The 23,874-nt window shown below is 59.5% G+C and carries 18 protein-coding genes, 1 tRNA gene and 1 pseudogene; 16 read left to right on the forward strand and 4 right to left on the reverse strand.

Annotated features, from left to right (window positions below):
* Positions 1 to 339, forward strand: a pseudogene (gene tuf, locus VWY34_RS05515) (elongation factor Tu); the annotation flags it as partial.
* 179 nt (positions 340 to 518) lie between these two features.
* Here the strand turns inward: tuf and VWY34_RS05520 are convergent.
* Positions 519 to 1,211: a lysophospholipid acyltransferase family protein gene (locus tag VWY34_RS05520; protein WP_416539742.1), complete on the reverse strand. Its 693-nt coding sequence runs from the start codon at positions 1,209 to 1,211 to the stop codon at positions 519 to 521.
* Between the two features lie 152 nt (positions 1,212 to 1,363).
* Here VWY34_RS05520 and VWY34_RS05525 point away from each other — a divergent pair.
* A tRNA-Trp gene (locus VWY34_RS05525) sits at positions 1,364 to 1,439 on the forward strand.
* A gap of 207 nt (positions 1,440 to 1,646) precedes the next feature.
* Here VWY34_RS05525 and VWY34_RS05530 read toward each other — a convergent pair.
* Positions 1,647 to 3,839: a tetratricopeptide repeat protein gene (locus tag VWY34_RS05530; RefSeq protein WP_416544594.1), complete on the reverse strand. Its 2,193-nt coding sequence runs from the start codon at positions 3,837 to 3,839 to the stop codon at positions 1,647 to 1,649.
* Between the two features lie 245 nt (positions 3,840 to 4,084).
* On the opposite strand from VWY34_RS05530, the gene secE reads away from it, so the two are divergent.
* Positions 4,085 to 4,282 (forward strand): preprotein translocase subunit SecE, encoded by a 198-nt coding sequence (gene secE, locus VWY34_RS05535; protein WP_008560174.1) that lies wholly within the window; start codon positions 4,085 to 4,087, stop codon positions 4,280 to 4,282.
* A 243-nt stretch (positions 4,283 to 4,525) separates the two neighbouring features.
* Positions 4,526 to 5,059, forward strand: a complete 534-nt coding sequence (gene nusG, locus VWY34_RS05540) for a transcription termination/antitermination protein NusG (protein WP_014876030.1) — start codon at positions 4,526 to 4,528, stop codon at positions 5,057 to 5,059.
* Positions 5,060 to 5,177: 118 nt separating this feature from the next.
* Here the strand turns inward: nusG and VWY34_RS05545 are convergent, their stop codons facing one another.
* The gene (locus tag VWY34_RS05545) at positions 5,178 to 5,456 is read right to left on the reverse strand and encodes a DUF6525 family protein (RefSeq protein ID WP_340546573.1); all 279 of its coding nucleotides are present in this window, start codon (positions 5,454 to 5,456) and stop codon (positions 5,178 to 5,180) included.
* Positions 5,457 to 5,760: 304 nt separating this feature from the next.
* Between VWY34_RS05545 and rplK the strand changes: the two genes are divergently transcribed.
* The 9 genes from rplK (at position 5,761) to VWY34_RS05590 (ending at position 19,617) form a co-directional block, all read left to right on the forward strand.
* On the forward strand, positions 5,761 to 6,186 hold the full coding sequence (gene rplK, locus VWY34_RS05550; protein WP_014876029.1) for a 50S ribosomal protein L11: 426 nt from the start codon (positions 5,761 to 5,763) through the stop codon (positions 6,184 to 6,186).
* A gap of 1 nt (position 6,187) precedes the next feature.
* Entirely contained in the window at positions 6,188 to 6,886 is a 699-nt protein-coding gene (gene rplA, locus VWY34_RS05555) for a 50S ribosomal protein L1 (protein ID WP_340546574.1), read from the forward strand.
* 443 nt (positions 6,887 to 7,329) lie between these two features.
* Entirely contained in the window at positions 7,330 to 7,848 is a 519-nt protein-coding gene (gene rplJ / locus VWY34_RS05560) for a 50S ribosomal protein L10 (RefSeq protein ID WP_340546575.1), read from the forward strand.
* An 81-nt stretch (positions 7,849 to 7,929) separates the two neighbouring features.
* Positions 7,930 to 8,304, forward strand: coding sequence for a 50S ribosomal protein L7/L12 (rplL, locus tag VWY34_RS05565; protein WP_340546576.1), 375 nt, complete (start codon positions 7,930 to 7,932; stop codon positions 8,302 to 8,304).
* Between the two features lie 274 nt (positions 8,305 to 8,578).
* The gene (rpoB, locus tag VWY34_RS05570; RefSeq protein WP_340546577.1) at positions 8,579 to 12,715 is read left to right on the forward strand and encodes a DNA-directed RNA polymerase subunit beta; all 4,137 of its coding nucleotides are present in this window, start codon (positions 8,579 to 8,581) and stop codon (positions 12,713 to 12,715) included.
* 92 nt (positions 12,716 to 12,807) lie between these two features.
* Positions 12,808 to 17,049 (forward strand): DNA-directed RNA polymerase subunit beta', encoded by a 4,242-nt coding sequence (rpoC, locus tag VWY34_RS05575; protein WP_340546578.1) that lies wholly within the window; start codon positions 12,808 to 12,810, stop codon positions 17,047 to 17,049.
* A gap of 144 nt (positions 17,050 to 17,193) precedes the next feature.
* A complete protein-coding gene (locus VWY34_RS05580) occupies positions 17,194 to 17,715 on the forward strand; it encodes a 2'-5' RNA ligase family protein (RefSeq protein WP_416544595.1) in 522 nt (173 codons plus the stop codon).
* A 178-nt stretch (positions 17,716 to 17,893) separates the two neighbouring features.
* Positions 17,894 to 18,718, forward strand: a complete 825-nt coding sequence (locus VWY34_RS05585) for a glycosyltransferase (RefSeq protein WP_416544596.1) — start codon at positions 17,894 to 17,896, stop codon at positions 18,716 to 18,718.
* Complete coding sequence (locus VWY34_RS05590; RefSeq protein WP_416544597.1) at positions 18,715 to 19,617, forward strand: DMT family transporter; 903 nt, start codon at positions 18,715 to 18,717, stop codon at positions 19,615 to 19,617. The genes VWY34_RS05585 and VWY34_RS05590 overlap by 4 nt, the downstream gene beginning before the upstream one ends.
* A gap of 5 nt (positions 19,618 to 19,622) precedes the next feature.
* On the opposite strand, the gene VWY34_RS05595 is transcribed toward VWY34_RS05590, so the two are convergent.
* Positions 19,623 to 20,399: a putative rhamnosyl transferase gene (locus VWY34_RS05595; protein WP_416544598.1), complete on the reverse strand. Its 777-nt coding sequence runs from the start codon at positions 20,397 to 20,399 to the stop codon at positions 19,623 to 19,625.
* Positions 20,400 to 20,815: 416 nt separating this feature from the next.
* On the opposite strand from VWY34_RS05595, the gene rpsL reads away from it, so the two are divergent.
* The 3 genes from rpsL to fusA are packed head-to-tail and all read left to right on the forward strand — an operon-like array spanning position 20,816 to position 23,809.
* A complete protein-coding gene (rpsL, locus tag VWY34_RS05600) occupies positions 20,816 to 21,187 on the forward strand; it encodes a 30S ribosomal protein S12 (protein ID WP_005621086.1) in 372 nt (123 codons plus the stop codon).
* Positions 21,188 to 21,202: 15 nt separating this feature from the next.
* On the forward strand, positions 21,203 to 21,673 hold the full coding sequence (gene rpsG, locus VWY34_RS05605) for a 30S ribosomal protein S7 (protein ID WP_014876015.1): 471 nt from the start codon (positions 21,203 to 21,205) through the stop codon (positions 21,671 to 21,673).
* An 18-nt stretch (positions 21,674 to 21,691) separates the two neighbouring features.
* Positions 21,692 to 23,809 (forward strand): elongation factor G, encoded by a 2,118-nt coding sequence (gene fusA / locus VWY34_RS05610; protein WP_416534713.1) that lies wholly within the window; start codon positions 21,692 to 21,694, stop codon positions 23,807 to 23,809.
* The last annotated feature ends 65 nt before the right edge of the window (positions 23,810 to 23,874 follow it).

Consider the following 23,874-nt stretch of genomic DNA (forward strand, 5'->3'; position numbering starts at 1 on the left):
GACCGTGACGGCGTTGAGCGTGGTCAGGTTCTGTGTAAGCCGGGTTCCGTGAAGCCGCACACCAAGTTCGAAGCTGAGGCCTATATCCTCACCAAGGAAGAAGGTGGTCGTCACACCCCGTTCTTCGCGAACTACCGTCCGCAGTTCTACTTCCGGACCACCGACGTGACCGGCACCGTGACCCTGCCCGAGGGTACCGAGATGGTTATGCCCGGCGACAACCTGAAGTTTGACGTTGAACTGATCGCACCAATCGCGATGGAGCAGGGCCTGCGCTTTGCGATCCGCGAAGGCGGCCGCACCGTCGGCGCCGGCGTTGTGTCGAAAATCACCGACTAAGGTCGAGTTTCCACCGGAAACTCTGGCCTGCGGTGACAGGTGGTTTTCCGCAGGAAAATCGCCGAGAGCCCGCACGGGTGAGAAAATAGAAAGGCCGCTCCAAACGGGGCGGCCTTTTTCTATGCGATGACGCTGGAACAGGGCAGGGGGCGGCCTGACCGCCAGGCCTTTAGCCATGTCTATCTGCGCAGAGGCTGCCCGACGGCCCGGTCGGCCGTGTCCGTAATCTTGTCCAGCGAAGTCTGCAGGCTCAGCCGCAGCGTCTCAACCTGCTCATCGCTTGGCTTCTTCGGCACCTCATCCGTCCATTCCTGACAGAGGAGAACACCACGTGAGAACGGCAGAGGCAGCATCTGCTGATCCCAGGTTGGCAGCTTAATCACTTTCCGTTCTGCAAACGCGACAGTGAACACACGGCATCCGGTCATCCGCGCCCAAGTGATCGGTACGCCCGAGGAAATACGAGCCGGCCCTCTTGGTCCGTCAGCGGCAATGCCGATAGAACACCCCTCCTTGGTGCGGCGCAGGACTTCGCGGGACAGCGCCACATGGCGTTTGTGGCTGGACATCGGGATGGTCTCAAACCCCAGACGCACCAGAATCTGTCCCGCCAGCCGCCCGGCCCGCGCCGCAGAGGTCAGCGCGCAGATCCGGCCCAGAGAGGTGTCAAACAGATAGGGGGCCATGATCAGTCGCTGGTGCCAGAGCACAAAGATCACCGGCTCTCCAGAGGCGACACAGGCATCCATTTCCTCGAACCCGCGGCGCTCCCAGCGCGAGGTGCGATGGGCGAATCGCACATATCCCGCCAGCAGGGCCTCGATGGCGCGGTTCACTTTCGGACTGTCGGCGATCTTTTTGCGCAGGCTCACTCTGGGATCTTTCCTCTGGACATTTTTCTCTGTCATACTGAAGCATGGCGAGTGGGGCCAGTCATCGCGGGAGGACGCGCGGAAATCCGGGCGATTTCGTTGATTTCCCTCTTGCCAGCCGCGCAGCTCTGGCTTAGGAACTGCCGCACCGTAGGGGTATAGCTCAGTTGGTAGAGCGACGGTCTCCAAAACCGTAGGTCTCGGGTTCGAACCCTGATGCCCCTGCCACTCTCTCATCTCAGACACAAGACATCCCAGCACGGGCCTCGTTCTAGCTCGGGCCTCATTTCGATTGGCGGATCCGCAGCTGCGCCTGTCCGCTCTCTCTCGTCATGGATCGGTCCCGCTGGATCCAGTCCATATGGAAGACAAAACGCCTCCGCCGCCTTTCTGGGGCGGGGGAAGCGTTGGGTTTCAGGGTGAAGATTGCCCTGATCAGGCTGCGTGAATGGGCGTGCCTGCGGTCTGTGCCGCGCTGTAGCTGTCGGTTGGTTTTGCAGGCACCACATCCTCGGCCGGAACCGTCACATGCTGTGGCAGCAGTGCGTCGCTATGGCGGGCAAAAACCATGTCCAGCCCGCGTTCCAGATCCCGCATGTAGCGCGTGGTATCAAACAGCGGTGCTTTCGTCTGCATCAGCCGCAGTTTGCTGCGCAGTGCCAGCAGCTGATCCCGGTCCTCGGCCAGTTCCAGCGCCCGTGCCTCATAGGCCTGGGGCGTGGTGGTAAGCAGGTCTTCCATGTCGGCAGCGGCCAGCAGACTTGCGGTGGTGCGGGCAGCGAACTGGCGCCCCGCCATTGTCAGCACCGGTAGCCCGGCAGCCAGTGCGTCGCGCGCTGCCGGACCGGCATTGAGGGTGAAGCTGTCCAGGAACAGATCTGCGACCATGCTGCGCGCCATACGCTCCTCGCCGGTGCTGGCGGCGGCAAAGATCACGCGATCCGGGTCTACACGGCGGTCGCTTGCGGCCTGTCGCAGTGTAGCCTGCGCCTCTTCTGGGTAGTCCGGGAGCCAAAGAACGCTGCCCTCCACACGGGCCAGCAGGCGCATCCAGATATCAAATTCATGTGGGGTTAGCGCATGGCTGGCGGTAAAGCTGCAGAAGACAAAGGCATCATCGGGCAGGCCGCAGTCGCGTCGGCTGAACTGGTGGCCGGAGAGGTCCTGCAGGGCTGTAATACTCTGATAGCTGTGCGGCATGCGGATCATATGTTCCTCGAAATAGCGCTCGCTGCCGGGCGGGCAGGTAACCGCATCGCCGAGGATATAGTCATACGCCGGAGTGCCCATGGTGCCCGGAAAACCGGGCATGGCAATCTGAACCGGCGCGATCCGGGCCGAAAACACGGTTGCGTCGGCTTCGTGGGTATAGCTGGTCAGGTCAATTGCGATATCCAGCTGATCCGCGACGGCCTGTGTCTTGATGGTGGTTGCGGACAGTCCGCGGATATCGCGGTGGTGGACGCCGACCAGATCCGCGCGCGGTGCGCTGGCCGCATAGACGTAAAGCGCGAATCGGCTCTGATCGTGGCGGGCCAGCAGGCTGTCGAGCAGTCGCAGCGCATCGAGATCCTGGGCCGAGCTGACGAAATAGCCGACACGCAGCCGCTGTGGGCGTGTTTCTGCCCTCGGCCGTTGCGGCGCCGGGTCAGATTGCGGGCGGGAGCTGGCATGGGCCTGCATCCGGATGCGCAGTAGGTCTGGATTGTCCTCAAGCGCGATCTGCGCTTGCGGGGCGCAGGCGGACCCACGCAGCCCAAGGTGCCGACGGTGCTCCTGATATTCGTCCAGCCAGCGCCAATCGCACAGCTCCGCCATCAGGCGCAGTTTCTGGGCGCGGGCGCGATCGTCATTGGGGCGGGCCAGCAGAATCTGGTCCAGATGACGGATCGCCTCGCTCTGCTGGCCGATCATACCGGTGAGCTGGGCAAGATTGTACCGCGCTTCCAGGAAGTTCGGGGCAAAGCGCGCGGCCTGACCATAGAGATCGCGGGCGATCCCCATGTTCCCCAGCTGACGCTGGATATTGGCACGGTTGTAAAGCAGTTGCGCGTTGTCAGGCGCTTGATCAATCGCGGTGGCGAAACACTGATCGGCCTCGATGATGCGATCCTGCTCCAGCAGCGTGTTGCCCAGATTGTTGAGCGCGGGCAGGCAGGTCGAATCCAGTGTCAGAGCCTTTTTATACAGGGCAATCGCATCCACTGGCCGGTTCTGGCGCCGGTAGACATCACCCATCGCGGCAAAGGTCGTGGCGGAGGTCGGGTTCAGCTCGCAGGCTTTGTTCAGGCAGGTCGCCGCTTCATCCAGGGCGGTCTGCGCAAGATGGCAGCGGCCCAGCAGTTCCCACAGGAATGCTGATCTCCGATGGCTGTTCAGCAGCTCTGCGCAACGGGTTGCGGCCTGCTGGAAATGTCCATGCTGAAACAGCGCGGTCAGTTGCTCCTGATGTTCGGGGTCCAGCTTCGCATTGTCTTGCGGTGGCAGCCGCCGACTACGGCCAGAGAGCTTGCTGGAAATCTGCATTGTCAGCGGCGGGGTTGCCTGCGCTTCGCGCTGGGTGGCAGCCCCTGCCGGGGTGGTTTGGCTCAGGCTGGTCGCCTGCTGATCGTTCTGTGCGAGGGTCATGGAATCCTATCTCATAATCGCGCTCGGTAACGGGCAGGGCGCGATGTGCTGACATCTGCGGTGCCCCATGGCGGATATTTATGGCCCGCGAAAATTAAGATAGAATTGATTGCTTCTCGGCGGATGCGGCGGCGCGGACCTGAAGAACCCGCCCCGAGCCATCGGTGAAGGTGCAGCAGGGCTTGAAATTGCCATGGTCTGCGGTTAAATCGCTGCTTGATTACAAGCAGAGAGAACCCCGCCTCATGGCCACCACAAACCCCGTCCAGTTCATCCAGCAGGTTCGCGCCGAAGTTTCCAAGGTCGTCTGGCCGACCCGCCGTGAGGTGCTGCTGACCACCGTGATGGTGTTTGTCATGGCGGCGTTGACGGCCGTGTTCTTTGCCATCGTGGATATCCTGATCCGCTTTGGGCTTGAGGGCATTCTGGGCATGTTCGGCTAAACCCGTCTGGCAGCCCCGATCGCGCAACCCGTTGTGGCGAAGGGCAGCTTGGCTTCGCAATTGGCGGCTCACCTCTTGATCTTGGACTCCCGGGGCGGTAGGTGAGCGACTAACTCTGACGTAGGCGTGTGGCGATTCGTGTCGCGCGCCGCTTTTTGTTAGAGCGCAGCCCCAAGGCTGTATCTTATTTTAGCAGTGGCCCGACGCACTTGTCGGCCAAGAGACACAAGGACGATCAGGTTCATGGCGAAACGGTGGTATTCGGTCAGCGTTCTTTCGAACTTCGAAAAGAAAATCGCAGAGCAGATCCGCACGTCGGTCGCAGAGCAGGGTCTGGAAGACGAAATCGACGAAGTTCTGGTCCCCACCGAAGAGGTGATCGAAATTCGTCGCGGCAAGAAAGTCTCGACAGAGCGTCGCTTCATGCCCGGTTACGTGCTGGTGCATATGGAAATGTCCGACCGCGGCTATCACCTGATTTCCTCGATCAACCGCGTCACCGGTTTCCTCGGCCCGCAGGGCCGTCCGATGCCGATGCGCGATGCCGAAGTGCAGGGCATCCTGGGCCGCGTTCAGGAAGGCGAAGAAGCGCCGCGCACGCTCATCTCCTTTGAAGTGGGCGAAAAGGTCAAGGTCAACGACGGGCCGTTCGAAGATTTCGACGGCATGGTCGAAGGCGTCGACGACGACAATCAGAAACTCAAGGTCACCGTGTCCATCTTTGGCCGGGAAACCCCAGTGGAACTGGATTTCACTCAGGTGACCAAGCAGGGGTGATAGCCCTTTCCGGTAGAATTCAAGGCGCCGCGTTGCATCTGCATCGCGGCGTTTTTGTTTGTGGCTGGGCTGGTTTTCGGCGGGCAACAGCCCTGATCCTTCATTGCGAGCTGTAGCCCTATCTTCGGGCATTTGGGTGCTCGGCGCCCCATATCTTCTGCGCATCCTTTACTGTCAGCTTGTGTTCAATCCGACTTAGCTCATGCAACGCACGGGCCCTGTCACCAGTTCGAGACAAAGCCTTTCTGAAGGTCCGTTCAACGGAGATCGCACTCCACGGCAAAGCGGCAGAAGAAATCCATCTACGCAGGTCTGGGGGAAGTTGGTCGTAGTCCTGCATCGGATTGCTTCGCTTCTGCGAGCGCTTCAGGCTGGTGCGACCAAGATTTCCAGACATGATCGGATTCCTCCTCAGGTGTCGACGCCGGTTTCTATAGGGAGACCGTTTCAGCGACTGTTATGTGATAACATATACATCTGCAAGCCGGTTGCAAATTGTAGTTGCTCTGGCAAGGCCAGTTGGTCATGTTGAATCGCCTGGCGTCCCCACTTGCCAACCCCCGCAATCCCCTATACATGCCGCCTCTATCGTCTTCGGGCGAGATTCTCTCGTGGGAGATGGAGGGATCGCGATCCTGATATCGGACCACGCAACATGCATAGGGTGAAACGCGTTTTGCCCGAGTTGAAAGGAACACCAAATGGCTAAGAAGCTTGTTGGCACGATGAAGCTGCAAGTGCCCGCCGGTAAGGCAAACCCATCCCCGCCGGTTGGTCCGGCACTGGGTCAGCGCGGCATCAACATCATGGAATTCTGCAAGGCGTTCAACGCCAAGACCGCAGACATGGAGCCCGGCGCGCCGTGCCCGACCGTGATCACCTACTATCAGGACAAGTCCTTCACCATGGACATCAAGACGCCGCCTGCGTCTTACTACCTGAAGAAGGCCGCCAAAGTGAAATCCGGCGCGAACAACCCGTCGCGCGAAACCGTGGGCACCGTCAGCGTTGCTCAGGTGAAGGAAATCGCCGAAGCAAAAATGAAAGATCTGAACGCGAACGACATCGAAGCCGCGATGCAGATCATCCTGGGCTCTGCCCGCTCCATGGGCATCGAGGTGAAGTAAGATGGCTAAGCTCGGTAAACGGACCCGCGCTGCGCGCGAAGCTTTCGCTGGCAAGGACAACCTGTCGGTGGAAGAAGCGGTTGCCCTGATCAAGGCAAACGCAAACGCAAAATTCGACGAAACCGTCGAAATCGCCATGAACCTCGGCGTTGACACCCGTCACGCAGACCAGATGGTTCGCGGCGTGGTTGGCCTGCCCAACGGCACCGGCAAAGACATGCGCGTTGCTGTTTTCGCCCGTGGCGCGAAGGCTGACGAGGCCAAGGAAGCTGGCGCGGATATCGTCGGTGCAGAAGACCTGATGGAAACCATCCAGGGCGGCACCATCGATTTCGATCGCTGCATTGCAACCCCTGACATGATGCCGATCGTTGGCCGTCTGGGTAAAGTGCTTGGCCCCCGCAACCTGATGCCGAACCCCAAGGTCGGCACCGTGACCATGGACGTGAAAGCGGCCGTGGAAGCAGCCAAGGGTGGCGAAGTTCAGTTCAAAGCTGAAAAAGGCGGCGTTGTGCACGCTGGCGTTGGCAAAGCTTCCTTCGACGAAGCCAAGCTGATCGAAAACGTACGTGCCTTCATCTCTGCGGTTGCCAAGGCAAAGCCGTCGGGTGCCAAGGGCGCTTACATGAAGAAAATCGCTCTGTCCTCCACTATGGGTCCGGGCGTCACCGTTGACGTGGAAACCGCTGTTACCGAGTAATCTCGGCAGGCGGGGCGAGGGCTGACAGTGCGCCGAGTCGCATGTGTCAGAAACGCCGCATTGACGATAGACCGGGGTCCCTGATGGGGGCCCCGGTTTTGCCTTTTCGGGGGTGTCATTGTGGCGATCTCGGCTGATCCTGGCCTTGGTGGTCTTTCGGACGATTTTGCCCTTGGAAATCCCTAAAAATGGGACTAACTACGACCCCGAGATAAAGCGTGCGATTCGTCGTGCGCTTTATTTCATTTCGTCCAAGATGGTGGGTGGCCTGTCGATCGGGTCTTAATTTCCCTCCTGAGACGGGAACGACCAAAGGATCGAGGGAATTCCTACCCTCGGGTGATTTTGGCTCACCCCGTTAAAACGGACTTGAACGCCGGGCAGCAATGTTCGGCACATCAATGAGCCGGGATGCGCAAGTGTCCCTAAACTTGGAGAGAACTGTGGATAGAGCCCAGAAAGAGAGAGTGGTCGAGGAACTCGGCCAGATCTTCGAAAGCTCTGGCGTGGTGGTCGTAGCCCACTATGCCGGTCTGACAGTTGCAGAGATGCAGGATCTGCGGGCGCGTGCAAGCGACGCCGGTAGCTCCGTGCGTGTTGCCAAGAACAGGCTCGCCAAAATCGCCCTCGAGGGTAAGCCGTGTGAAAGCATGTCTGACCTGCTGACAGGGATGACCGTACTGACCTATTCCGAAGATCCCGTGTCCGCCGCTAAGGTGGCCGAGGATTTCGCCAAGGAGAACAAAAAGTTCGAGATCCTTGGCGGCGCGATGGGTGAGAACGCTCTGGACCGTGCCGGCGTTGAAGCCGTGTCGAAAATGCCTTCGCGCGACGAGCTTATTGCTCAGATCGCAAGCTGCATTGGCGCACCTGCTTCCAACATCGCTGGCGCAATTGGCGCACCTGCAAGCAACATCGCAAGCATCCTTTCGACCATCGAAGAGAAGGCGGAAGCTGCGTAAGCGGTTGGCACTGAATGACTGGCGTCGGGCATATGCCCGCACGTTGGAACACACACACTGTAAACGGAAAGAGCTGATAAAATGGCTGATCTGAAGAAACTCGCAGAAGACATCGTTGGTCTGACCCTGCTTGAAGCACAAGAACTGAAAACCATCCTGAAGGATGAGTATGGCATCGAGCCCGCAGCTGGCGGCGCCGTTGTCATGGCAGCTGGCGGCGACGCCGGTGGCGCAGCGGAAGAAGAAAAGACCGAATTCGACGTCGTTCTGAAAAACGCTGGCGCATCCAAAATCAACGTGATCAAAGAAGTTCGCGGCATCACCGGTCTTGGCCTGAAAGAAGCCAAAGAGCTGGTCGAAGCTGGCGGCAAGATCAAAGAAGGCGTCAGCAAGGACGAAGCCGAAGACATCAAAGGCAAGCTGGAAGCAGCTGGCGCCGAGATCGAACTGGCCTAAGCTACGCGATACGGGACAACATGGGGTGTCGGTTTCGACGTCCTCTGAACATCCCGGAAATTTGGCTGGGCCCGGTGAAAACCGGGTCCAGCCGAACCTGTCTTAGAAAGGGCCCAACTAAACGGGCGTTTTTTCAGGCGAGGTTCAAAGGATCGGGAGGCCGCCATTCGGGAAGGTGGTCATGAATTGATCCGAACACGCTGTCTCGTATGGACAAGGTGCCGGGGCCCGGCGGCATCCTTGTTCAGTGAGAATTGGAAAGGTGACATCTGACATGGCTCAATCGTTCCTTGGCCAGAAACGTCTTCGCAAATACTACGGTAAAATCCGCGAAGTCCTGGACATGCCGAACCTCATCGAGGTCCAGAAATCTTCTTACGACCTCTTCCTGCGCTCTGGTGATGCAGAACAGCCGCTCGACGGCGAAGGCATCATGGGCGTGTTCCAGTCGGTATTTCCGATCAAGGACTTTAATGAGACGTCGGTTCTGGAGTTCGTGAAATATTCCTTTGAACGTCCGAAATATGACGTCGAGGAATGTATGCAGCGCGACATGACCTATTCGGCTCCGCTGAAGGTCACTCTGCGTCTGATCGTCTTTGATGTGGACGAAGACACCGGTGCAAAATCGGTGAAGGACATCAAGGAACAGGACGTCTACATGGGCGATATGCCCCTGATGACGCCGAACGGCACCTTTGTGGTCAACGGCACCGAGCGTGTGATCGTGTCCCAGATGCACCGTTCGCCGGGCGTGTTCTTCGATCACGACAAGGGCAAGACACATTCTTCGGGCAAGCTGCTGTTTGCCTGCCGCATCATCCCGTATCGCGGCTCCTGGCTGGACTTCGAATTCGACGCCAAGGACATCGTCTTTGCCCGTATCGACCGTCGTCGTAAACTGCCTGTGACAACCCTGCTTTATGCGCTGGGTCTGGATCAGGAAGGCATCATGGATGCCTATTACAACACCATCTCCTTCAAGCTGGAGAAGAGCCGTGGCTGGGTCACGCCGTTCTTCCCCGAGCGCGTGCGCGGCACCCGTCCGACCTACGATCTGGTTGACGCCGCCACGGGTGAGATCTTTGCCGAAGCCGGCAAGAAGGTCACACCGCGCGCCGTCAAGAAGATGATCGACGAAGGCAACATCAGCGAGCTGCTGGTTCCCTTTGAGCATATTGTTGGCAAATATGTCGCCAAGGATATCATCAACGAAGAAAACGGCGCCATCTATGTCGAAGCCGGCGATGAGCTGACCCTCGAGTATGACAAGGGCGGCGAAATCATCGGCGGGACCGTCAAGGAACTGCTGGATGCCGGTATCACCGACATTCCGGTTCTGGACATCGACAACATCAATGTCGGCCCCTACATGCGCAACACCATGGCACAGGACAAAAACATGGGTCGCGATACCGCGCTCATGGATATCTACCGTGTCATGCGCCCGGGCGAGCCGCCGACCGTCGAAGCTGCCTCCGCGCTGTTCGACACGCTGTTCTTCGATTCCGAGCGTTACGACCTCTCCGCCGTTGGCCGTGTGAAGATGAACATGCGCCTTGCTCTGGACGCCGAGGACACTCAGCGCACCCTGCGCAAGGAAGATATCATCTCCTGCATCAAGGCGCTGGTTGAGCTGCGTGACGGCAAGGGCGACATCGACGATATCGACCACCTCGGCAACCGTCGTGTGCGCTCCGTTGGCGAACTGATGGAAAATCAGTACCGCGTCGGTCTGCTGCGCATGGAACGCGCCATCAAGGAGCGGATGTCCTCGGTCGAGATCGACACGGTGATGCCGCAGGATCTGATCAACGCAAAACCGGCTGCTGCTGCGGTGCGTGAATTCTTCGGCTCCTCGCAGCTGTCGCAGTTCATGGACCAGACCAACCCGCTCTCCGAAGTGACGCACAAGCGTCGTCTCTCGGCGCTTGGGCCTGGCGGTCTGACCCGTGAGCGTGCTGGCTTTGAGGTGCGCGACGTTCACCCGACACACTATGGTCGGATGTGCCCGATTGAGACACCGGAAGGCCCGAACATCGGTCTGATCAACTCGCTGGCGACCTTTGCTCGCGTGAACAAATATGGCTTCATCGAAACACCTTACCGCGTTGTCAACGACGCCAAGGTGACGGACGAAGTCCACTATATGTCCGCGACCGAGGAAATGCGTCACACCGTGGCGCAGGCCAACGCGACGCTGGATGAAGACGGCAAATTCGTCAACGATCTGGTCTCGACCCGCCAGTCCGGTGACTACACGCTGGCACCGCGCGAAAGCGTGGATCTGATCGACGTCAGCCCGAAACAGCTGGTATCGGTTGCGGCCTCGCTGATCCCGTTCCTTGAGAACGACGATGCTAACCGCGCTCTGATGGGCTCGAACATGCAACGTCAGGCGGTTCCGCTGTTGCGTGCCGAGGCGCCGCTGGTCGGCACCGGCATCGAAGAGATCGTGGCACGGGATTCCGGCGCGGCCATCATGGCCAAACGCGCAGGCATCATCGACCAGATCGACGCGCAGCGTATCGTGATCCGGGCAACCGAAGATCTGGAACTGGGCGATGCGGGTGTTGATATCTACCGTATGCGCAAATTCCAGCGTTCGAACCAGAACACCTGCATCAACCAGCGTCCGCTGGTGAAAGTAGGCCAGGAAGTCCGCAAAGGCGAAGTGATTGCCGATGGTCCGTCCACCGATATGGGTGAACTGGCTCTGGGTAAAAACGTCGTCGTGGCCTTCATGCCCTGGAATGGCTACAACTACGAAGACTCCATCCTGATCTCCGAGCGCATCGCGCGTGACGACGTCTTTACTTCGATCCACATCGAGGAATTCGAAGTCGCCGCCCGTGATACCAAGCTTGGGCCGGAAGAGATCACCCGCGACATCCCCAACGTCGGTGAAGAAGCGCTGCGCAACCTCGACGAGGCGGGCATCGTTTACATCGGTGCCGACGTGGAGCCGGGCGATATTCTGGTTGGCAAGATCACACCCAAGGGCGAAAGCCCGATGACCCCGGAAGAAAAGCTGCTGCGCGCCATCTTTGGCGAAAAAGCATCTGACGTGCGCGACACCAGCTTGCGCGTGAAGCCGGGCGACTACGGAACCGTGGTCGAGGTGCGGGTCTTCAACCGTCACGGCGTGGAGAAAGACGAACGTGCGTTGCAGATCGAGCGTGAGGAAGTCGAGCGTCTGGCCCGTGACCGGGACGACGAGCTGGGCATCCTGGATCGCAACATCTACGCCCGCCTGCGTGGCATGCTGCTGGGTAAAACCGCAGTCAAAGGCCCCAAGGGCATCAAGGCCGGTTCCGAAATCACCGAAGAGCTGCTGGACACACTCAGCCGCGGTCAGTGGTGGATGCTGGCGCTGGAAGACGAGCAGAGCGCACAGGTCGTCGAGGCCCTGAACGAGCAGTACGAAGCACAGAAACGTGCTCTGGATGCCCGTTTTGAAGACAAGGTCGAGAAGGTCCGTCGCGGCGACGATCTGCCCCCGGGCGTTATGAAGATGGTCAAAGTCTTTATCGCGGTGAAGCGCAAGCTGCAGCCGGGCGACAAGATGGCCGGCCGTCACGGGAACAAGGGTGTGATCTCGAAAGTGGTGCCGATGGAGGACATGCCGTTCCTCGCCGATGGTACCCCGGTCGATTTCTGTCTCAACCCGCTCGGCGTTCCGTCGCGGATGAACGTTGGTCAGATTCTGGAGACCCACATGGGTTGGGCCGCACGCGGTCTGGGTATCAAAGTCGATGATGCGCTTCAGGAATACCGTCGTTCTGGCGATCTGACCCCGGTGCGTGAAGCGATGCACCACGCCTATGGTGATGACGTCTACGGTGAAGGTATTGCCGATATGACCGAGACCGATCTGGTCGAGGCTGCCGGTAATGTGACCCGTGGCGTGCCGATCGCGACACCCGTCTTCGACGGCGCCAAAGAGGCGGACGTCAACGATGCACTGGTGCGCGCTGGCTTTGACACTTCCGGTCAGTCGGTCCTGTTTGATGGTCGTACGGGTGAGCAATTCGCACGCCCCGTCACCGTCGGCATCAAGTATCTGCTGAAACTGCACCACCTGGTCGACGACAAGATCCACGCGCGTTCGACCGGCCCGTACTCCCTCGTCACGCAGCAGCCGCTGGGTGGTAAGGCGCAGTTCGGTGGTCAGCGCTTTGGTGAGATGGAAGTCTGGGCTCTGGAAGCCTATGGCGCCGCCTACACCCTGCAGGAGATGCTCACCGTGAAGTCGGATGACGTTGCAGGCCGGACCAAGGTCTATGAATCGATCGTCAAGGGCGAGGACAACTTTGAAGCGGGCGTACCGGAATCGTTTAACGTTCTGGTGAAAGAAGTCCGTGGCCTCGGCCTGAATATGGAACTCCTGGATGCGGAGGGTGACGAGTAAGGGGAACAGGATTTTTCAAAAAATCTTGGCAGATTTCTTCACAGAAATTTGCCTCCCCCTCCAGCCTTTCGCACGAATTTGAGGACATCAAAATGAACCAGGAACTGACGAATAATCCGTTCAACCCGCTGACGCCGCCGAAGGTCTTCGACGAGATCAAGGTGTCGCTGGCCTCGCCTGAGCGGATCCTGTCGTGGTCCTACGGCGAGATCAAAAAGCCGGAAACCATCAACTACCGGACGTTCAAGCCTGAGCGTGACGGTCTCTTCTGCGCGCGTATCTTTGGCCCGATCAAGGACTACGAATGCCTCTGCGGCAAATATAAGCGTATGAAATATCGCGGCGTTGTCTGCGAAAAATGCGGTGTGGAAGTCACGCTGCAAAAGGTCCGCCGCGAGCGCATGGGCCACATCGAACTGGCGTCGCCGGTTGCGCATATCTGGTTTCTGAAGTCGCTGCCGTCGCGCATCGGCCTGATGCTGGACATGACCCTGCGCGATCTTGAGCGGGTTCTGTATTTCGAAAACTATGTTGTCATCGAGCCGGGTCTGACCGACCTCACCTACGGCCAGATGATGACCGAAGAAGAATACATGGACGCCCAGGACCAGTTCGGCATGGATGCCTTCACCGCCAATATCGGCGCTGAAGCGATCCGCGAAATGCTGGCGGCCATCGACCTTGAAGCCGAAGCCGAACAGCTGCGCGCTGAGCTGGCCGAAGCCACAGGCGAACTGAAGCCCAAGAAGATCATCAAACGCCTGAAGGTTGTTGAGAGCTTCTTGGAATCCGGCAACCGCCCGGAATGGATGGTCATGACCGTGATTCCGGTCATTCCGCCGGAACTGCGTCCGCTGGTGCCGCTGGATGGTGGCCGTTTTGCGACCTCCGACCTCAATGACCTCTATCGCCGCGTGATCAACCGGAACAACCGCCTGAAGCGGCTGATCGAACTGCGCGCGCCGGACATCATCGTCCGCAACGAAAAGCGGATGCTGCAGGAATCCGTGGACGCGCTGTTTGACAACGGCCGTCGCGGCCGCGTCATCACCGGCGCCAACAAGCGTCCGCTGAAGTCGCTCTCTGACATGCTGAAAGGCAAGCAGGGTCGTTTCCGTCAGAACCTTTTGGGTAAGCGGGTCGACTTCTCCGGCCGTTCGGTGATTGTGACCGGTCCTGAGCTGAAGCTGCACCAGTGCGGCCTGCCCAAGAAGATGGCGCTCGAACTCTTCAAGCCCTTCATCTATTCGCGTCTGGAGGCCAAAGGTCTGTCCTCCACCGTGAAACAGGCGAAAAAGCTGGTTGAGAAAGAGCGCCCCGAAGTGTGGGATATCCTCGACGAGGTTATTCGCGAGCACCCTGTTATGCTGAACCGTGCGCCGACGTTGCACCGTCTTGGCATTCAGGCGTTTGAACCCACGCTGATCGAAGGTAAGGCCATTCAGCTGCACCCGCTGGTCTGCTCGGCGTTCAACGCGGACTTCGACGGCGACCAGATGGCTGTGCACGTCCCGCTGAGCCTTGAGGCCCAGCTGGAAGCGCGCGTCCTGATGATGTCGACAAACAACGTTCTGTCGCCTGCCAACGGCGCGCCGATCATTGTTCCGTCGCAGGATATGATCCTGGGTCTCTACTATGTGACCCTGGAACGCGAAGGCATGCCCGGCGAAGGCAAGATCTTTGGCACCATCGACGAGGTTCAGCACGCGCTGGACGCCGGCGAAGTGCATCTGCACACCAAGATCACCGCGCGGATCACTCAGATCGACGAAGAAGGCAACGAGGTCCTCAAGCGTTTTGAGACCACCCCGGGCCGTGTCCGTCTGGGCGCGCTGCTGCCGAAGAACGTCAAGGCACCGTTTGAACTGGTCAACCGTCTTCTGCGGAAGAAAGAGGTTCAGCAGGTCATCGACACCGTCTACCGCTACTGCGGTCAGAAGGAATCCGTGATCTTCTGTGACCAGATCATGACCATGGGTTTCCGTGAAGCGTTCAAGGCGGGCATTTCGTTCGGCAAGGACGACATGGTGATCCCCGACACCAAATGGACGCTGGTCGATGAGACCCGCGATCAGGTGAAGGACTTCGAACAGCAGTACATGGACGGCCTGATCACCCAGGGCGAAAAGTACAACAAAGTTGTCGATGCCTGGTCGAAGTGTAACGACAAGGTCACCGATGCGATGATGGGCACCATCTCCGCTGACAAGCGGGATGAGAACGGCGCTGTGATGGAACCGAACTCGGTCTACATGATGGCCCACTCCGGTGCGCGTGGCTCGGTCACCCAGATGAAGCAGCTGGGCGGGATGCGTGGCCTGATGGCGAAGCCGAACGGCGACATCATCGAGACCCCGATCATCTCGAACTTTAAAGAAGGCCTGACCGTTCTCGAGTACTTCAACTCGACCCACGGTGCCCGTAAGGGTCTGTCGGATACGGCTCTTAAGACGGCGAACTCGGGTTACCTGACCCGCCGTCTGGTGGACGTGGCACAGGACTGCATCGTGCGTGATCGCGATTGTGGCACCGAAGCAGCGATCACCGCCGAAGCCGCTGTCAACGATGGTGAAGTTGTGGCCTCGCTGGGCGAACGTATCCTGGGCCGTGTCGCGGCAGAGGATATCAAGAAGCCCGGCACCGAGGAGATCATCGTGGCCGCTGGCCAGCTGATCGACGAGCGCATGGCAGATGCAGTGGAAGAGGCCGGCGTTCAGTCGACCCGTATCCGCTCGCCGCTGACCTGTGAAGCCGAAGAGGGCGTCTGCGCCCAGTGCTACGGTCGTGACCTCGCCCGTGGTACGCAGGTGAACACCGGTGAGGCCGTCGGCATCATCGCGGCGCAGTCGATCGGTGAACCCGGTACACAGCTGACGATGCGGACCTTCCACATCGGTGGCGTTGCGCAGGGTGGTCAGCAGTCCTTCCTGGAAGCCTCGCAAGAGGGCAAGATCGTCTTCGAGATGCCGCAGACCCTGGAGAACGCCAATGGCGAGACCCTGGTTGTTGGCCGGAACATGAAGCTGATCATTCAGGACGAGCACGGCGAAGAGCGCGCCAGCCACAAGCTGGGCTACGGCTCCAAGCTGTTCGTCAAGGAAGGCCAGTCCGTGTCCCGTGGCGACAAGCTGTTCGAATGGGATCCCTACACCCTGCCGATCATCGCCGAAAAACCCGGTACCGCGAAATATGTGGACCTGGTTTCCGGCATCGCCGTTCGCGACGAGACCGACGAAGCCACCGGCATGACGCAGAAGATCGTGATCGACTGGCGTGCGGCTCCGAAAGGCTCTGACCTGAAGCCGGAAATCATCCTGGTCGATGGTGACGGTGAACCGGTGCGTAGCGATGCGGGCAACCCGCTGACCTACCCGATGTCTGTGGACGCCATTCTGTCGGTCGAAGAAGGCCAGCAGATCATGGCCGGTGACGTTGTTGCGCGTATCCCGCGTGAAGGCGCCAAGACCAAGGACATTACCGGTGGTCTGCCGCGCGTTGCGGAACTGTTCGAAGCCCGTCGTCCGAAGGATCACGCGATCATCGCCGAAATCGATGGTTACGTGCGCTTTGGCCGCGACTACAAGAACAAGCGTCGCATCTCGATCGAGCCTGCGGATGACTCGATGGAGCCCGTCGAATACATGGTGCCCAAGGGCAAGCACATTCCGGTTCAGGAAGGTGACTTTGTCCAAAAGGGTGACTACATCATGGACGGCAACCCAGCGCCGCATGACATCCTGTCCATCATGGGTGTTGAGGCTCTGGCGAACTACATGATCGACGAGGTTCAGGACGTCTATCGCCTGCAGGGTGTGAAGATCAACGACAAGCACATCGAGGTGATCGTTCGCCAGATGCTGCAGAAGTGGGAGATCTCCGACTCCGGCGACACGACGCTGCTGAAAGGCGAGCACGTGGACAAGCAGGAGTTCGACACCGCCAACGAAAAGGCGCTGGCCCGTGGCAAGCGTCCGGCTCAGGGCGAACCGATCCTGCTCGGCATCACCAAGGCGTCGCTGCAGACCCGCTCCTTCATCTCGGCGGCCTCCTTCCAGGAGACCACCCGTGTCCTCACCGAAGCTTCGGTACAGGGCAAGAAGGACAAGCTGGTCGGCCTCAAGGAGAACGTCATCGTGGGTCGCCTGATCCCGGCCGGTACCGGTGGCGCTACCCAGCGTGTGCGCAACATCGCCCAGTCGCGTGACAATGTCGTCCTCGAGGCGCGCCGTGAGGAGGCCGAAGCAGCCGCCGCTCTGGCCGCCCCGTCGATGGATGATGTCAGCAGCGAGGCGAGCTTCGACACTCTGGTGGAAACCCCAGAGAGCCGCGACTGATCCACGCTGATCTGAAATGAAAAAGCCCCCCGCAACCGATGTTGCGGGGGGCTTTTTCTTGGAGATGTCCGCAAACCATGTTGGCCCGCTCTGCGGGACGAAGCTGCCGTTGAACTTCGGGCTCAATTCCGTCAGCGTCGCAGGATGATCTATGTATTGGCATATCCGGAATTCGAACCAAGCTTGGCTGAGAGCATCGCTCGCTTCCGGCACGCGCATGAGCCTGAAAGAGCAAAACTTGTGGAGCCACACGTCACTTTGGTGTTTGGGCTAAGGGGCGTGCGACCACTAGAATTCGTCGCGTCCTGCGAGAAAGTCGCCGTGGGTGTGCCCGAAATAGCAGTGGATTTCGCTGCGACCGAGATCGTTCATGATCCCTTTGAAAAGACCTATAAACTCTTTCTTGTAAACTCGACTGGAAGAGATGATCTGACGGTCCTGCACGAGCGCCTCTACGATGGGCCACATCGGTCCGAACTCCATCCCGCGATCCCGTTTCGGCCCCACATGACGGTGGCGACGCATTCGGACCGGGCGATCATCGAGCGGCTGGACGCGGCAGCAATCGGAGCTTTTCCGATTTCTGGAAAGATCCGTGCGCTGGAGATCGTGGCACTGGTCGAAAAGACGCTCGTCCGACTTCGGACAATTCCGCTACAGAAGTAGAAATGGGCTCCAAGCGGACCAACGCGATTTGCGGACATCTCGTTTTGCGTTGCGACGGCTTCGTTTGCGGGCCGACCGCGCGGTTCGCGTGATTTAGGATCTTCCCAATTTGCGCCGGGAATGGTCTCTTGCTGCGGATGACGAAGTGCCCCGTCGGGCCGAAACAGGACAGCGCAGAATGGATATCAGACTCAGCATCGTTGGCCTTGTGCGCTTCTCCGTGCTGACCCCGACCTATTATTCCGAGAAATTCGCGACCCTTGCCGATACGGCGGCTCATCTTTTCGCACCGGACCGGATGGAACTCAGGTTCCGGGTGTTTGAGCGGCTCTGCCTGCGCTCTCTCCTGCGCCAGAGCGATCAGGGATTTCACCTGATCGTCCTCACGGCTGAAGATATGCCCGAGTGCTATCTGGAACGCCTGTCGCGTCTGCTGGAACCCGCCGACAATATCACGCTGATGCCGGTGGGGCCCGGCGTGCATTACAAGATGCTGAAGCAGGGCTATAACGCCGTCCCAACAGAGGGGGCGACCCATCGCCTGATGTTCCGTCTGGATGACGACGATGCGGTGGATCTCGATTACATCGCCCGCAATCGGCGCCTCGCCACCGGGATGATCCCGCTACAGGGAGAAAGCACCCCCTTTATCCTTGCCAACAATCGCGGCATCTACCTGCGCCGCAGCGACGGGCCGGAGGGCGTGCAGGACGAGATCTTCGATGCCTGCGAAAAGGCGCCGCTCTCGGTGGGGGCCGCGCTTGTGGCACCTGTCGGATATGGCGGCAATCCCTACCGCTACAATCACCGCCGCTACGCGCAGCACTGGAACGTGGTGTCGGATATCTCGACGCCGGGTTTCCTGCGCACCATTCATGGTGACAATAAATCTAGACCTGCGCAGATGGGGATCACCCACAAGATGTCCGAGGCCGAGATCGCCGCAGCACTCGACCGCCACTTTGCGATGACGCCGGACCAGCTGCGAGCTGTGCTGCCGTGATGTCAAGGCTGACCGGAAACCAGCTGGGCGCGCTGCTGATGATTGGCAGCATGGCGGGTTTCACGATCAATGACGGGATGGTCAAACTCGCGGGGCAGAGCCTGCCGCTCTCGCAGATCCTGGTGGTGCGCGGCATTGCGGTCAGCCTGCTGATCTACGCGCTTGCCCGCGCTTATGGCAGCCTGCGCCTGTCGCTGAGCCGCCGGGATTGGGGGCTTGTCGCAGGCCGCAGCCTGACTGAGGTGGCCACCACCTATTTCTTTCTCAGCGCCCTGTTGACCCTGCCCATCGCCAATGTGACGGCCATTTTGCAGATGCTGCCGTTGACCGTGACCCTCGCCGCGGTGCTGCTCTTTGGGGAACAGGTCGGCTGGCGTCGGGCCGCAGCGATTGGCGCGGGTTTTATCGGAATGCTGCTGATCGTGCGACCGGGACCGGAGGGCTTTGATAGCGGCACCGGCTACGCCCTTGCAGCGGTTCTTGGTATCACCGCGCGTGATCTCTTTACCCGCCGGATGTCGGCGGCGGTGCCCTCGCTGACGGTCAGCTTGATGGCGGCGCTGTCGGTCCTGCTGTTCGGTCTTGTGCTTGGCTTGCAGGAGGACTGGCAGCCGCTGACCCTGACGACCACGTTTATCCTGCTTTTTGCAGCCGGCTGCATCTTCGTCGGTTATCTGTTCTCGGTGATGGTCATGCGGGTTGGTGATGTGGCGGCGGTTTCGCCCTTTCGCTACACCGGGCTGCTCTGGGCCCTGCTGCTTGGCTGGCTGATGTTTGACAGCTGGCCGGATGCGCTCACCCTGCTGGGGGCGGCCATCGTCGTGGCTGCAGGTGTTTTCAGCCTGCTGCGGGAACGCCCCCGCCGCCGCGCCAGCACGCCCCTGTCACCGCCCGAGTAGACGCGTCAGGCCCGGATTGCAAAGCGCGCTTCGAATTCGCCTTCCTGCGCTGGGGTGAGGCGGCTCAGCTCCGGTTCTCTGGCACCTTTCTGACGGGAGTCATTATAGGCGTTGAGCGTGCGCACAAACATCGGCGCATCCGGTATCGTGATGCTGGGCATGAAACGCGCAATCTTGTGATGGGCAAAATTCATGATGCTCTGCTTGCAATTGCCGGCCACATACATGCCCATCGCCGCAACGAAATAGGGCCGGTACCCCTCTGCCGCATAGATCCCGTCCGACGCGAAGCGCGCGGTGAAACCCTTGCAGAAATCAATCGCAACCGTCTGGTTCTGTGCGATCAGCCCCTGACACTGGCCAGCGGTCTGGCGCAGCCGCTCGACAAAATCCACCGAGACCGCATCATCATCGTCATGACGGAATTGCAGGCAGGGCGCGCTCAGGTCATTGCGGGCGGTATTCAGAACCTCCTTCATGACCTGCCGGTGGTTGCCGGGGGGCAGGGCGCGGATCTGCACCTGCGGCATATCCGCCGTCAGATCGCGCAGCCGTGCCAGATGTGGCGCTGGCAGGCTCTCGCCAATCACAATCACCAGCGTGAAGTCCTGATCGGTCTGGGCACGCAGACAGGGCAGGGCGACCCGTTCCAGCAGGTCAAACCGCTCCTTCAGCCGGGCCTCGGCATAGAGATAGGCGATCCGCTCATCAAGCGTGTCATGTTCGACCTGAAACCCACCAATGGCGGGATAGGAAAAACGGCATAGACCTATGACCTGCATCGCTGTAGACCCTCGCGCCTGCGGCCTCTCATGAGGGTCCGCCTGTCGCGGCGCACTATGCACCGCGCAGGTTGTACGGGCAAGCTGTAGGCCAGCGGCGCTGTCCGGCCGCCGACGCGCGCAGACGCCAAGCCGATGCGGCCGGGGGAGCCGCTGTTGACATCCCCCGCGACTCCCCATATACGCCCGCCTATCCGGCAACCGGGGGTCGCCCCAAAAGCCGATATCAAAATCTAAGTGGCTCAAGATCTCGTGCGCCTATTTGCGCGGATCCTCTGTAAACCCACCGCGTCGTTTACCTCGGAATGGAAACGATTGCGGTTTTTGCGCTTGCGGACGCGTAAGTGCGACGAATTTAGCCGTACGTTCAAGGACGTGCATGACACATGTGTTGTTGAGACGGGGAAAAAACCGGAATGCCAACGATCCAACAGCTGATCCGCAAGCCGCGGCAGCCGAAAGTAAAACGCTCTAAGTCCATGCACCTGGAACAGTGCCCGCAAAAACGCGGCGTCTGCACCCGTGTGTATACCACCACACCGAAGAAACCGAACTCCGCTATGCGGAAAGTTGCGAAGGTCCGCCTGACCAACGGTTTCGAAGTGATCTCCTACATCCCCGGTGAAAGCCACAACCTTCAGGAACACTCCGTGGTTCTGATCCGTGGCGGCCGTGTAAAAGACCTTCCCGGTGTCCGTTACCACATCCTGCGTGGTGTTCTGGATACCCAGGGCGTCAAAGACCGTAAGCAACGCCGTTCGAAGTACGGCGCGAAGCGTCCTAAATAAGAAGGATATTGATAAATGTCTCGCCGTCACGCTGCTGAAAAACGCGAAGTTCTGCCCGACGCCAAGTTTGGCGACCGCGTTCTGACCAAATTCATGAACAACCTGATGATCGATGGTAAAAAATCGGTCGCAGAAAGCATCGTTTATAACGCATTCGACCGCGTTGAATCGAAAATCAAACGTGCCCCCGTGGAAGTTTTCCACGAAGCCCTGGACAACGTGAAGCCTTCCGTCGAAGTGCGCTCGCGTCGTGTGGGTGGTGCCACCTACCAGGTGCCCGTCGAAGTGCGCCCCGAGCGCCGCGAAGCCCTGGCGATCCGCTGGCTGATCAAAGCCGCCCGCGCTCGCAACGAAAACACCATGGAAGAACGCCTCGCCGGTGAGCTGCTGGACGCTGTACAGTCCCGCGGTACCGCCGTGAAGAAGCGCGAAGACACCCACAAGATGGCAGAGGCTAACAAAGCCTTCTCCCATTATCGCTGGTAAGCTAGGGGACCTAGACCTATGGCACGCGAATATCCGCTCAACCTGTACCGTAACTTCGGTATCATGGCGCACATCGACGCAGGTAAAACCACCTGCTCCGAGCGTATCCTGTATTACACCGGCAAATCCCACAACATTGGTGAGGTGCACGATGGTGCAGCCACCATGGACTGGATGGAGCAGGAGCAGGAACGCGGGATCACCATCACCTCGGCTGCGACCACCACCTTCTGGGAACGCACCGAAGATGGTCAGACCGCTGACTCTCCGAAGCACCGCCTGAACATCATCGACACCCCCGGCCACGTTGACTTCACCATCGAAGTTGAGCGTTCGCTGGCGGTTCTCGACGGTGCTGTCTGTGTTCTGGACGCCAACGCCGGTGTTGAACCCCAGACCGAAACCGTGTGGCGTCAGGCTGACCGCTACAAGGTTCCGCGTATGGTGTTCGTCAACAAGATGGACAAGATCGGCGCTGACTTCTTCAACTGCGTCAACATGATCGAAGACCGCACCGGCGCCCGCGCGGTTCCGGTTGGTATTCCGATCGGCGCAGAAACCGAGCTGGAAGGCCTGGTTGACCTCGTCAACATGGAAGAATGGCTGTGGCAGGGTGAAGACCTTGGCGCGTCGTGGATCAAAGCACCGATCCGTGACAGCCTGAAAGACATGGCCGAAGAATGGCGCGGCAAGATGATCGAAGCGGCCGTCGAAATGGACGACGACGCGATGGAAGCCTATCTGGAAGGCGAAGAGCCCGACGTCCCGACCCTGCGCAAACTGCTGCGCAAGGGTACTCTGGCCCTGGCATTCGTTCCGGTTCTCGGCGGCTCCGCATTCAAGAACAAAGGCGTTCAGCCGCTGTTGAACGCTGTGATCGACTATCTGCCCAGCCCGCTGGACGTTGTTGATTACATGGGCTTCAAACCCGGTGACGAAACCGAAACCCGTGACATCGCCCGCCGTGCGGACGACGAGATGGCGTTCTCGGGTCTGGCGTTCAAAATCATGAACGACCCCTTCGTCGGCTCGCTGACTTTCACCCGGGTTTACTCCGGTACCTTGGCCAAGGGCGACACGCTCCTGAACTCCACCAAGGGCAAGAAAGAACGCGTCGGCCGGATGATGATGATGCACTCCAACGACCGTGAGGAAATCACGGAAGCGTTTGCAGGCGACATCATCGCGCTGGCAGGTCTGAAAGACACCACAACCGGTGACACGCTCTGCGCCGTCAACGATCCGGTGGTTCTGGAAACCATGACCTTCCCCGATCCGGTGATCGAGATCGCGGTTGAGCCGAAAACCAAGGCCGACCAGGAGAAAATGTCCCAGGGTCTGCAGCGTCTGGCTGCCGAAGATCCGTCCTTCCGCGTGGAGACCGACATCGAGTCCGGTCAGACCATCATGAAGGGCATGGGCGAACTTCACCTGGACATCCTGGTTGACCGTCTGAAGCGTGAATTCAAGGTCGAAGCCAACATCGGTGCGCCGCAGGTTGCCTACCGCGAGACCATCGGTCACGAGGTCGAGCACACCTACACCCACAAGAAACAGTCGGGTGGTTCGGGTCAGTTCGCCGAGGTGAAGATGATCATCTCGCCGACAGAGCCGGGCGAAGGTTACTCCTTCGAGAGCCGCATCGTTGGTGGTGCCGTTCCCAAGGAATACGTCCCCGGTGTTGAAAAAGGCATCCAGTCCGTCATGGATAGCGGCCCGCTGGCCGGCTTCCCCGTGATCGACTTCAAGGTTGCCCTGATCGACGGTAAGTTCCACGACGTTGACTCCAGCGTTCTGGCCTTCGAAATCGCTGCACGTATGTGTATGCGTGAAGGCATGCGCAAAGCTGGCGCCAAGATGCTGGAACCGATCATGAAGGTGGAAGTTATCACACCTGAGGACTACACCGGTGGCATCATCGGCGATTTGACCTCGCGTCGTGGTCAGGTGACCGGCCAGGAACCCCGCGGCAACGCAATTGCGATCGACGCATTTGTGCCGCTGGCGAACATGTTCGGCTACATCAACACCCTGCGTTCGATGAGCTCGGGCCGCGCCCAGTTCACCATGCAGTTCGATCATTACGATCCGGTTCCGCAGAACATCTCTGACGAGATCCAGGCAAAATTCGCTTAAGCGAACAGATATTGAGGGGTTCGCGCCACGGCGCGTGCCCTTCTCAACACGAAAAGGAGGCCTCT

Source organism: Phaeobacter sp. JH20_02 (genome assembly GCF_048056915.1).
In the GTDB taxonomy this organism is placed as follows: Bacteria; Pseudomonadota; Alphaproteobacteria; order Rhodobacterales; family Rhodobacteraceae; genus Phaeobacter; species Phaeobacter bryozoorum.

Coding starts and splice junctions, on each gene's coding strand:
- fusA (WP_416534713.1), top strand. CDS start 21,692: ATGGCACGCGAATATCCGCTCAACCTGTACCGTAACTTCGGTATCATG.
- rplL (WP_340546576.1), top strand. CDS start 7,930: ATGGCTGATCTGAAGAAACTCGCAGAAGACATCGTTGGTCTGACCCTG.
- VWY34_RS05595 (WP_416544598.1), bottom strand. CDS start 20,399: ATGCAGGTCATAGGTCTATGCCGTTTTTCCTATCCCGCCATTGGTGGG.
- rpsL (WP_005621086.1), top strand. CDS start 20,816: ATGCCAACGATCCAACAGCTGATCCGCAAGCCGCGGCAGCCGAAAGTA.
- rpsG (WP_014876015.1), top strand. CDS start 21,203: ATGTCTCGCCGTCACGCTGCTGAAAAACGCGAAGTTCTGCCCGACGCC.
- VWY34_RS05585 (WP_416544596.1), top strand. CDS start 17,894: ATGGATATCAGACTCAGCATCGTTGGCCTTGTGCGCTTCTCCGTGCTG.
- rpoC (WP_340546578.1), top strand. CDS start 12,808: ATGAACCAGGAACTGACGAATAATCCGTTCAACCCGCTGACGCCGCCG.
- VWY34_RS05580 (WP_416544595.1), top strand. CDS start 17,194: ATGATCTATGTATTGGCATATCCGGAATTCGAACCAAGCTTGGCTGAG.
- rplA (WP_340546574.1), top strand. CDS start 6,188: ATGGCTAAGCTCGGTAAACGGACCCGCGCTGCGCGCGAAGCTTTCGCT.
- VWY34_RS05545 (WP_340546573.1), bottom strand. CDS start 5,456: ATGTCTGGAAATCTTGGTCGCACCAGCCTGAAGCGCTCGCAGAAGCGA.
- secE (WP_008560174.1), top strand. CDS start 4,085: ATGGCCACCACAAACCCCGTCCAGTTCATCCAGCAGGTTCGCGCCGAA.
- rpoB (WP_340546577.1), top strand. CDS start 8,579: ATGGCTCAATCGTTCCTTGGCCAGAAACGTCTTCGCAAATACTACGGT.
- rplK (WP_014876029.1), top strand. CDS start 5,761: ATGGCTAAGAAGCTTGTTGGCACGATGAAGCTGCAAGTGCCCGCCGGT.
- nusG (WP_014876030.1), top strand. CDS start 4,526: ATGGCGAAACGGTGGTATTCGGTCAGCGTTCTTTCGAACTTCGAAAAG.
- VWY34_RS05530 (WP_416544594.1), bottom strand. CDS start 3,839: ATGACCCTCGCACAGAACGATCAGCAGGCGACCAGCCTGAGCCAAACC.